Source organism: Bacillus sp. MYb56 (assembly GCF_002976445.1).
GTDB lineage: Bacteria > Bacillota > Bacilli > Bacillales > Bacillaceae_G > Bacillus_A > Bacillus_A mycoides.
On record NZ_PCOH01000065.1, the window covers coordinates 1 to 9,914 of the forward strand.

5 protein-coding genes and 3 pseudogenes are annotated in these 9,914 nt (G+C 34.0%); 7 read left to right on the forward strand and 1 reads right to left on the reverse strand.

The genetic code is table 11. The annotated features are described in order from the left end of the window. The 3 genes from CQ058_RS29630 to CQ058_RS29640 all read left to right on the forward strand — a co-directional run. The coding region (locus CQ058_RS29630; protein ID WP_142396440.1) for an S-layer homology domain-containing protein at positions 1-485 on the forward strand (485 nt) is incomplete at its 5' end. A gap of 207 nt (positions 486-692) precedes the next feature. Further along, on the forward strand, positions 693-2,477 hold the full coding sequence (locus CQ058_RS29635) for an S-layer homology domain-containing protein (protein ID WP_002191596.1): 1,785 nt from the start codon (positions 693-695) through the stop codon (positions 2,475-2,477). 253 nt (positions 2,478-2,730) lie between these two features. Further along, positions 2,731-5,484 carry a M4 family metallopeptidase gene (locus tag CQ058_RS29640; RefSeq protein WP_033733325.1) on the forward strand — a complete coding sequence of 918 codons (2,754 nt, stop codon included), beginning with the start codon at positions 2,731-2,733 and terminating at the stop codon, positions 5,482-5,484. A 91-nt stretch (positions 5,485-5,575) separates the two neighbouring features. Here the strand turns inward: CQ058_RS29640 and CQ058_RS29645 are convergent. Continuing rightward, positions 5,576-6,110: pseudogene (locus CQ058_RS29645) on the reverse strand (ATP-binding protein); the annotation flags it as partial. Between the two features lie 91 nt (positions 6,111-6,201). Here CQ058_RS29645 and CQ058_RS32980 point away from each other — a divergent pair. The 4 genes and pseudogenes from CQ058_RS32980 to CQ058_RS29670 all read left to right on the forward strand — a co-directional run. Further along, positions 6,202-6,466, forward strand: a pseudogene (locus tag CQ058_RS32980) (IS6 family transposase); the annotation flags it as partial. A gap of 253 nt (positions 6,467-6,719) precedes the next feature. Beyond that, positions 6,720-6,836: an IS3 family transposase gene (locus CQ058_RS32985; RefSeq protein WP_157380025.1), complete on the forward strand. Its 117-nt coding sequence runs from the start codon at positions 6,720-6,722 to the stop codon at positions 6,834-6,836. Positions 6,837-7,140: 304 nt separating this feature from the next. Beyond that, positions 7,141-7,419 carry an AbrB/MazE/SpoVT family DNA-binding domain-containing protein gene (locus CQ058_RS29660; protein ID WP_002191591.1) on the forward strand — a complete coding sequence of 93 codons (279 nt, stop codon included), beginning with the start codon at positions 7,141-7,143 and terminating at the stop codon, positions 7,417-7,419. Positions 7,420-8,921: 1,502 nt separating this feature from the next. Then, positions 8,922-9,592: pseudogene (locus CQ058_RS29670) on the forward strand (IS6 family transposase). The last annotated feature ends 322 nt before the right edge of the window (positions 9,593-9,914 follow it).

Genomic DNA, 9,914 nt, shown 5'->3' on the forward strand with positions numbered 1-9,914 from the left:
GAGGTGACGGTTATTTTGACCCAAACACACCTATTACAAGAGAAGAATCAGCAATTATTGTAAACAAGGCTTTACAGTATAAAGGTCTATGGGGGCCAGTTGCAAACTTACCATTCTCAGACAAAGACCAAATTATCTATAAGGAAGACGTACAAAGATTGTATGGACTAGGTATTGTAAAAGGTAAGGGTGACAATCAATATGACCCTAAAGGAACAACAACTCGTGGTGAAACAGCATCATTCATTCTAAACATGCTTCAAGTAATTGAAACTGGTAGTGTTCAAAATACAATTGGAACAGCTCAAATAAATGGTATTGGGGTAAATGTTCGGAGTGGAGCAGGTACAAACTACTCTATTGTTAGAAAGGCAAGTAAAGGTGAAAAAGTTACAGTATATGAAGAAAAGAATGGTTGGCTAAGAATTGAAACGAATCAGTGGGTTTATAATGACCCTAGTTATATCAACTATAACAAACGATAAAAACTAAATAGTGAAAGGAACAAGTCATATTTGGATATATAACTTGTTCTCAGGCTGTGAAGAAGACTTTCTCCACAGCCTGTTTTTGTGTCTGCTCCCTCTTTACCTGCCAATGCTGATAAATTAATTTTTTTGAAATTGTCACTTTCCTGTAACATAAGTGATTTATTTTATAATAAGAAACTGACATGGAAAGAGGGAGAAGTTATGAAAAAAATCATACCGATAGTCGCATTAATAGGCATGATGAGCTTAGGGATACAAGAAATGAATGTGAAAGCTGAGACATACAAAAGTGCAGGTTCCAAAATGGATTTTTGGAATTCTAAAAGAACAGGTACTAATTTTATGAATAGCACTTCATTACCTGAGAACTACAAAAGTGCAAAGGAAGCTCATATTGAATATGTTCGTTTAGCACCTGATAAATGGGCAAAAGATAAGGATTTCTTATTTGAAGACAAACCAGATACATCAGGAAAAGATTTTCTTATCGGTAATGCAGATAATTATCAAAGATTGGTGGAAGAGGATGTAGCAGAATTGAAAGCAGATTTAGATGCTGCACAATCACAAGGAATTAAAGTTGTACTTACAATGCTTTCATTACCTGGTGATCGTTGGCGTCAATTTAACAATAATCAGAATGATGATAGAATTTGGGAAGAAGAGAAATATCAAGAACAAGCAAGCCAATTTTGGAAGGACCTTGCGTTTGAATTGAAAGATCATCCAGCTGTGGTTGGTTACAACATTATCAATGAACCACATCCAGAAACATCTAAGAAAAATAGATATAATGATTTTTGGACGGAAGATTATGAGAAATGGTATTCAAAAGTGAAGGGAACCCCAGCTGATTTAAATGAATTTTATCAAAAAGTTGTTACTTCAATTCGTGAAGTAGATAAAGAAACACCTATTATTTTAGATTCAGGTCTATATGCCACACCTTGGGCTTTTAAATATCTTAAACCAGTTAAAGATAATAAGACATTGTATGCATTTCATATGTATGAGCCATATCAATTAACAAGTCAACGTGAAAATCAAAATAAAGAGTATCAATATCCTGGAATTGTAAAAGTAGGAGATTTAGAAACACCTATGATGTGGGATAAAGATGGATTAAATACATTCTTACAGCCTGTTCAAAATTGGTCTCAGGAAAATCATGTACCATCTAATCGAATCATTGCTGAGGAATTTGGAATTAATCGTACCGTTCCTGGAGCACCTCAATACATGCAAGACTTAATTTCTATATTCAATCAGAAAGGATGGCATAAATCATTCTATGCATTCCGTGAAGATACTTGGACAGGAATGAATTATGAATTAGGAACAGAAAAAATAAAATGGGATGAAGAGGGGCAACCAAAGCGTCAAGATAATCCACTTTGGGATGTAATAAAAAATGATTTGCAAATCGATGCAGGAGTAAATAGAACTACATTTAAGGATGTCCCACAAGAACACTGGGCATTTCATGCAATTCATGATTTAGCGAATAAAGGAATTATTGCAGGTTATGGAAATGGGATATTTGGTATGTGTGATAATGTAACACGTGAACAAGTAGCTGCATTAATTTACCGTACTTTGTATATAGAAAAACAAGATAAATATGAAAATCCATACAGAGATATCGATGGAAATTCAACAATGTTTCCTGAGGAAATATTAGCTTTAACTAAGCTAGGAATTTTCCAAGGAGATGATCAAGGAAACTTTAGACCGAAAGCTACATTAACACGTGCAGAAATGGCACAAGTTATTAAGAAAGCGTTTAGATTAGATGTAAAGGCGCCACATAATTTCAACGATGTTCCAGCAAATTCATGGGCAAAAGATGCGATTAGTGCCGTGCAATCGAACCATATTGCAGTAGGAGTTGGAGAAGGGAAATTTGCTCCGGATATGAACGTAACACGTGAACAGTATGCACAGTTTTTATATAATGCAATTTCAAATGCGCAATCCCATCAATAAAAAGAAAATGAAGTTGAGTGGTTTATTATATCATCATTATAAGGGCGTATTACTGCTCGTAAAAATTTAATTGGTAATACCCCATATCAACTTAAAAACTTTATAACGCCCCCTAAACAAAAATTTTGTGTTTTTATAGCACCGAAGTTCATTTTTATCGTTTTGGGGGCAATTTGTTCTGCTAGGTTGATAGGCATGTGACGTTACCTTTTTATAAGCTTAATTTTTTAGAAAATGATACGAGGTAAATATGATGAAAAATAAAAAAAGAACAGCTACAGTTGCATTAACAACAGGATTAGCTTTAACAGCTGTAATACCATATGGAGTAGGTCATGCAGAGGAAACAGATCAATTACAAGTTCAAATTCAGGAGGATTCGTTCCGTACAGGTGAACTTACACAACCATCACAAAAGGCACCAGAGAATGTAGTAAAAGATGCCCTTAAGGAAAAGACAGAGCAAGCTTTGTCTCCAAAACAAGTGAATGGAGAAATGGGAGTAGATTATAAGGTTCTTCAAAAACGCGGTTCGTATGATGGGACTACACTTGTGCGTATGCAACAAACATATGAAGGAAAAGAAGTATATGGGTATCAATTGACTGCACACGTAGATAAAAAGGGTGTTATTAAAAGTGTTTCAGGGGATAGTGCGCAAAATTTAAAACAAGAAGATTTAAAGAAGCCTATTAATCTATCACAAGAAAAAGCGAAACAATATATTTTTACGAAGTACGGGAATGATATCAAGTTTATTTCTGAGCCAGAAGTAAAGGAAGTTATTTTTGTTGATGAAAATAATGGACAAGCCAGTAATGCATACCAGGTTACATTTGCTGCAGTAACACCAAAATATGTATCTGGAACTTATTTAGTGAATGCTCATAATGGTGAAATGTTAAAAAATATGGTACAAGATTCAGATTTAAAAGCAAGTGAGAAGCTTGTTGATGCCTTAGAGGAAAGTAGAAAAAGCAATCTTGCATCATTAACTGGAACAGGAAACGATGCTTTCGGTATATCTCGTACATTTGGTATTTCTAAACAAAGTAATGGTGAATATGCACTTGCTGATTATTCAAGGGGGCAAGGAATTGAAACATATGATGTGAATTACAGAGATATTACTAAAGAGGAAAGCTATTATCCTGGCACACTAGCAACTAGCACTTCAACAACATTTAATGATCCAAAAGCGGTAAGTGCCCATTACTTAGCGACGAAAGTATTTGATTTTTATAAAGATAAATACAAGCGTAATAGTTTTGATAATAAGGGACAAAAAGTAGTTTCAGTTGTACACGCTTGGGATTCTGAGGATACGAACGATCCAAAAAATTGGAAAAATGCATTAAGTGCTAATATTAATAATAGTAGTATGCTCGTATATGGAGATCCTATGGTGAAGGCATTTGACGTAGCGGGACATGAATTTACACATGCGGTTACATCTAGCGAATCCAATCTTGAATATTCCGGAGAATCTGGTGCGATTAACGAGGCGTTATCGGATATTATGGGGACGGCTATTGAGAAATATATAAACAATGGGAATTTTAACTGGACAATAGGAGAACAAACTGGATTAGTTTTACGTGATATGAAAAATCCATCTTCAATCAATTATTCAAATGGAGTACCATATCCAGATGATTATAGTAAATATACTAATTTAAATGGAGAGGATGATGGAGGCGTTCATTTCAACTCAAGTATTATTAATAAAGTTGCATATTTAATTGCAAAAGGTGGCACTCATAACGGTGTAACTGTAAAAGGTATTGGCGAGGATAAAATGTTTGATATTTTTTATTATGCAAACACTGATGAACTAAACATGACTTCTGATTTCTTTGAATTGAGATCAGCATGCCTTCGAGTTGCAACAAATAAATATGGCGCGAACTCGGCTGAAGCTCAAGCGGTCCAAGAAGCTTTTGATGCAGCAAAAATTAAGGTAACAGTGGAAGAAAAAGAAAAAGCTGTGGAAAAACAAGCGCCGGAGTTAACTGTACCGTTTACAACTACACTACATGTAGGTGATACGTTCGACCCGATGAGAGGCGTAAAAGCTGTTGATAAAGAAGATGGTGATTTAACAAATAGAGTAAAACATAAAGGCGATGTAGATACTTCTAAACCAGGTAACTACATTGTGGAGTACTCGGTTGTCGATTCCCAAGGGGTTAATGCAACGGCTACACAGACTGTAATTGTAGAGGAAAATGGAGAAACTCCAGATATGGAACCTAAATTAACAGTGCCTGTTGGAGCAACAATGAATGTAGGAGATTCATTCGACCCAATGGCAGGAGTATCAGCTACTGATAAAGAAGACGGCGACCTTACTTCTAAAGTAACAGTTGATGGTAAAGTAGATACATCTAAAGCCGGTACTTATGTATTAACTTACACAATTACAGACTCTAAAGGTCATGAAGTAACTGCGAAACAAACAGTAACGGTTAGAGCTAGAGAAGAAGTTAAAGATGAAAAAACAGTACTAAAAGTACCTGCTGAAACTACAATTACTGAGGGTAATCAATTCGATCCAATGGCAGGAGTATCAGCTACTGATAAAGAAGGCGGTGACCTTACTTCTAAAGTAACGCATGAAGGAACTGTTGATATATCTAAAGCCGGTACTTATGAAGTAATATATAGTGTCAAAGATTTCGCAGGCAATGAGGTAACTACAATACAAAAAGTGGTTGTGAAAGATAAGGACAATGGTAACGGTTCTGATAACGGAAATAATGGCTCAGACAACAATAACGGTAATAACCCTGATAAAGGCAGTACTGGTACTAACAACAGCAATGCCTCTGATACTGGTAACAGTAAAATCTCAAACAATAGTACTTCTGATAAAAAAGAAGATACATATAAAGAGCTTCCAAAAACGGGTGCAAGTACAAATAACAGTGCAGCAATGGGTTTATTGATGGTTCTTGCGGGTATGGCTCTTTCTTTTGGTCGTAAATTTAGAAAGGTATTAAAATAATAGTAACTTATTGCATTAAAAAGCACCTTCAAATATGGAAGGTGCTTTTTATCAACTTTTATAAACTGTACTTCATGATTCTAGGATGTATTTAAGAAGTTGAATAAGAGTTTTCTTTTTCAAGAGTAGATATAGGAAGATTAATATTAACTGTTGTTCCTTTACCTACTTCACTTTCAATAAATATCTTTCCTTGGTGCTTTTCAATAATTTTATAACAGATCATTAGTCCTAAACCGATACCATTTTCTTATAATACTATAAAATGGTTCTCCTAGATAAGGTAAACGTTCTTTTTCAATTCCACACCCGTCATCGATAAATCGAATGTTTACCAGGTTTTTATCAGGTACATATTCGATTTGAATTAAGATTTCCCCTCCCATTGGAGTTGCTTCAATTGCATTTTTTAAGATATTTATAAAAGCTTGCTTTAATTGATTACATTCACAAAGTATGAATGAAGTATCAGATGTAAACTCAGTTTTAATTTGTATGCAATTCATTATCGCTTGAGGTTCAAGTAACATTACAATTTGCTTCATTAATACATTCAGGTCATTAGTTTTAATTTCTAATGCCTCAGGTTTTGCTAATGTCATAAATTCATTAGTAATACTATCTATGGTTCCGGTGCAAAAACTTCAAGGTAATTACAAGTAATCTCTAAAACTTGGACATACTGATACTATTACTCTAAAAAGGTGTGTAATCGGTATGGAAAAGAAAAATTGGTTCAAATGGAAGCACTATCAGCCTGATATTATCTTATTAACGGTAAAATGGTACCTACGGTACAACCTAAGTTTTCGTGATTTGGTGGAAATGATGGAGGAACGGGGTTTATCCATTTCTCATACAACGATTATGCGTTGGGTTCATCAGTATGGTCCTGAATTGGACAAACGGATCCGACGTTACCTCAAACAAATAAATGACTCTTGGAGAGTCGATGAAACATATATCAAAGTAAAAGGTCGTCCTCGTATGAAATTCGATAGTATGGAAGAAGAATTGGAATACTACAAGGCGCAAGTGGCTTACTTAAAAAAGCAGTATCCAAATCTATAGGAGGTGTTCTTGCTCAAACGGCTAAGTACGAGATTATTGAAGAACTACGTTCTCGGTACAAAGTAACCTGGCTTGTCGTCATTGCGCAGTTAAATCGCTCTAGCTACTATAAGTGGCGTTCAACATGTAGTCAAAGGCAATTACGCCTTTCAAAGGATAATACATTGCATGAACAGATTCAAGCAATTGAAACATACATCTATCATTATAACTACAAACGATTCCAAAAACGACTCAATCATCGAGCTCCGATCGAATATCGAATTTCGATGGCTGCATAGTCTTTTTTACAGTTGTCTACTTGACGGGGATAAGTCCAACCAGTCTATCCAAAATCAAAAAGAATTCATCCATCAATTGTTTGGACTTGCAACATAAGATACGATTCCGTTAGGAATATATATGCTTTATTCTCTTTTGTTTTATTTTTGCACCAGAACCTTTCATTTCAACAAAGGTGTAAACAGGTAGTAATGCTGATAGTAAGTTTCTGGATCGTGATGTTGTTAATTTTTGGTGAAAGCTTGTTACAATAAAATAGAATTATATTGGATACAAAAGATAATGAAAAGGGGGGAAAGCTAAATGAAATCAACAGGAATGACTCGAAAAGTAGATGGATTAGGGCTTGTAGTTATCCCAAAAGAATTGAGGGATACTTTTGGTATCAAAGAACAATCACCATTAGAGATCTTTATAGAGGGAGAAAAAATTGTTTTACAGAAGTATCAAGCTGGTGGGGCTTGTGTGGTAACAGGTGAGATTTCAGAACGTAATATGTCATTAGCAAATGGAAAGATTACGGTAAGCCCACAAGGTGCGGAGTACCTGGTTAAACAGTTGCAACAATACCAAGTTAAATAGGGAAATTCAAGGCTCCGCTATACAGGAAGCTTTTTTATCACTAATATATTAATTTCACGTACCGTCTTAATTATTATATTAAACAACACGAACCAATAGTCTACATTTATATATTGTTTCTCTCTTGGGATGCTATATCCATTACAAATGGATCGAGTTTGATATAATAGAAGGAAAAGAACAAATGGAACAGATGCGAAAATCTCTGGAAAACATAGAGAAACAAAGCCTAACTAAAAAAAGTGAAACCTCTTCGACTATTTCTAAAGGAAATCGCGATTGGAAATATCCCTCTAAAATGAAATGAAATTGTTACCTGTTAAAATATAAATTAAGTATTAAAGCAACTATCTGGAATCTAATTGTAATTCAGCTTTGTCGTTTGTCAGTGTATTAGCAGAATTACAATTTCCAGAGTAGATAGCTCTTGCTTCATCACACGAATCAGATTTTTCACATCCTATAAGCATTCCTAATGTTATAAACGATAATAAAATCTTTTTCATTATAATACACGCTCCATACTATTTAGAATGTTATGATGTTCTTAGACTAAGTGAAATTCAATACATATATTCCCATGACAAAAAACATATGTATTGAATTAAAGAAACTGAGGAAGGTCAGTTTTTGACCAATTTATATAATAGACTTCATCATACATGCCCGTCGACTTAAGAAGTGGGTTGTTCCCCAAACCGAAAAAAATGAGTTGAATTCTCATAAATAACTGTAAAATAATAAAATTTTCGTTTAGGGGCTACTTTAAAATCTTAAGTTGATGGGCATGCGGCGGCACCCCTATGTATAAAAAACTTTGCACCAGAACCCATAGATAAGTCAATGAGAACATACCAATTTTTTTACTTAGAAAAAGATAGACATTAACAAAAGTGTATACTGTCTACTAATTTATATGGTGCTACTTTGTTTTCTATTAACATTATCTAATCTGAATTTACTTCATTTAAAGATAGTTACCAGTAGTCCTATTGTCGGCTATACACAAAAAGCGTATCTATGCAGATGCATTTTTTGTGTTATTATTCTTTTGTAAATTGAAATAAACTAATTGAACCTAATAACATGAATAGATTTAGAAGCATTTAATAAAGTTATTAAAATTGTTAAACAGTCAAAGTATTATCTTTAGTCTTATAGTCAGGTGCTTTTGGTGTTGGCTCATATAAAGCGTTTAATAAGTGATTATATTCACTTCGTGTAATTTCTTTATTATACAATTGAATTAATAAATCTTTATGTTTTTTTGAAAAAGCCATTTTGTTAAAAAACTTAGGATACATATAATTATTCTCTCCACTTCATGTCGGTTCTAAAATTTCATGTTGCTTTCATTTAATTCTTATAAAAATTACATTATCGTGACTTTATAACATCACTCCCTTTTCAAAAATATTCATCAGATATCAACATTAGGGTTCTGTTGTAAAGTTTTCTAAAGTAAGCTAAACTCTGTAAAAAACAAACAAGGAGCTTAATAAATGGGATATTTTAAAGGAAAACAGTTCGAGAAAGATATTATCTTGGTAGCCGCTGGCCACTATTTTCGTTTTTCTTTAAGCTATCGCGATGTGTCTGAAATTCTCAAAGAACGTGGTATTTCTATTCATCCAACAACTATCATGCGCTGGGTTCATGAATATCGAAATCTTATCTATCAAATTTGGAAGAAGAAAAACAAAAACACATTGTTATCTTGGCGTTTGGATGAAACCTATATCAAAATTAAAGGAAAGTGGTGTTATTTATATCGAGCAATTGATAAAGAGGGATAAACACTTGATATTCAACTTCGTCAAAAACGAGACAAACCAGCAGCGTATGCTTTTATGAAAAGACTAGCTCGAACTTTTGGAGAACCAACGGTTCTGACGACATATCTCCTTCTTTAGCTTCCGCATAAGGAGATATGTCTTTACAAAAATACCTTTCTCGTACAATAAAGTACCTCAATAATATCATCGAGCAAGATCATCGACATGTGAAACGTCGAATTTCCCGTTCCTTAGGCTTTCAAAGTCTTCGCCATGCCTCACGTACTATTAAAGGTATAGAAACTGTCTATGCCATATACAAACAAAAGCGAAGTCTTCAACCAAACTTCGTTTTTTCGACGTATAACGCATTACATGAATTATTAATAGTTTCATAAAACTGGTCCGCAATATTCCCCATCTCTTTATGTCTTCGGAAACTTTGCAACAGAACCAAGAAAAGGAATGTAGTAAATAATCGTATACAAGTACTCTCTTACGATAGATATGTGAGGTGCATGAAAATACAAAAAGGGAAAAGAATGATAAACATTCTTTTCCCTTTTCCATTATAGCAATAAAACCAGTTTATGTAATATGCAATATTGCATATTACAATGTATTGATAAAAATGTAAGCGCTTACTATAATGGAAGCATAAAGAGAAATCACATCTTAGCAACAACAAAAGAGGAGGAAATAATATGACAATCGCAATGA

Coding starts and splice junctions, on each gene's coding strand:
- CQ058_RS29635 (WP_002191596.1), top strand. CDS start 693: ATGAAAAAAATCATACCGATAGTCGCATTAATAGGCATGATGAGCTTA.
- CQ058_RS29640 (WP_033733325.1), top strand. CDS start 2,731: ATGAAAAATAAAAAAAGAACAGCTACAGTTGCATTAACAACAGGATTA.
- CQ058_RS29660 (WP_002191591.1), top strand. CDS start 7,141: ATGAAATCAACAGGAATGACTCGAAAAGTAGATGGATTAGGGCTTGTA.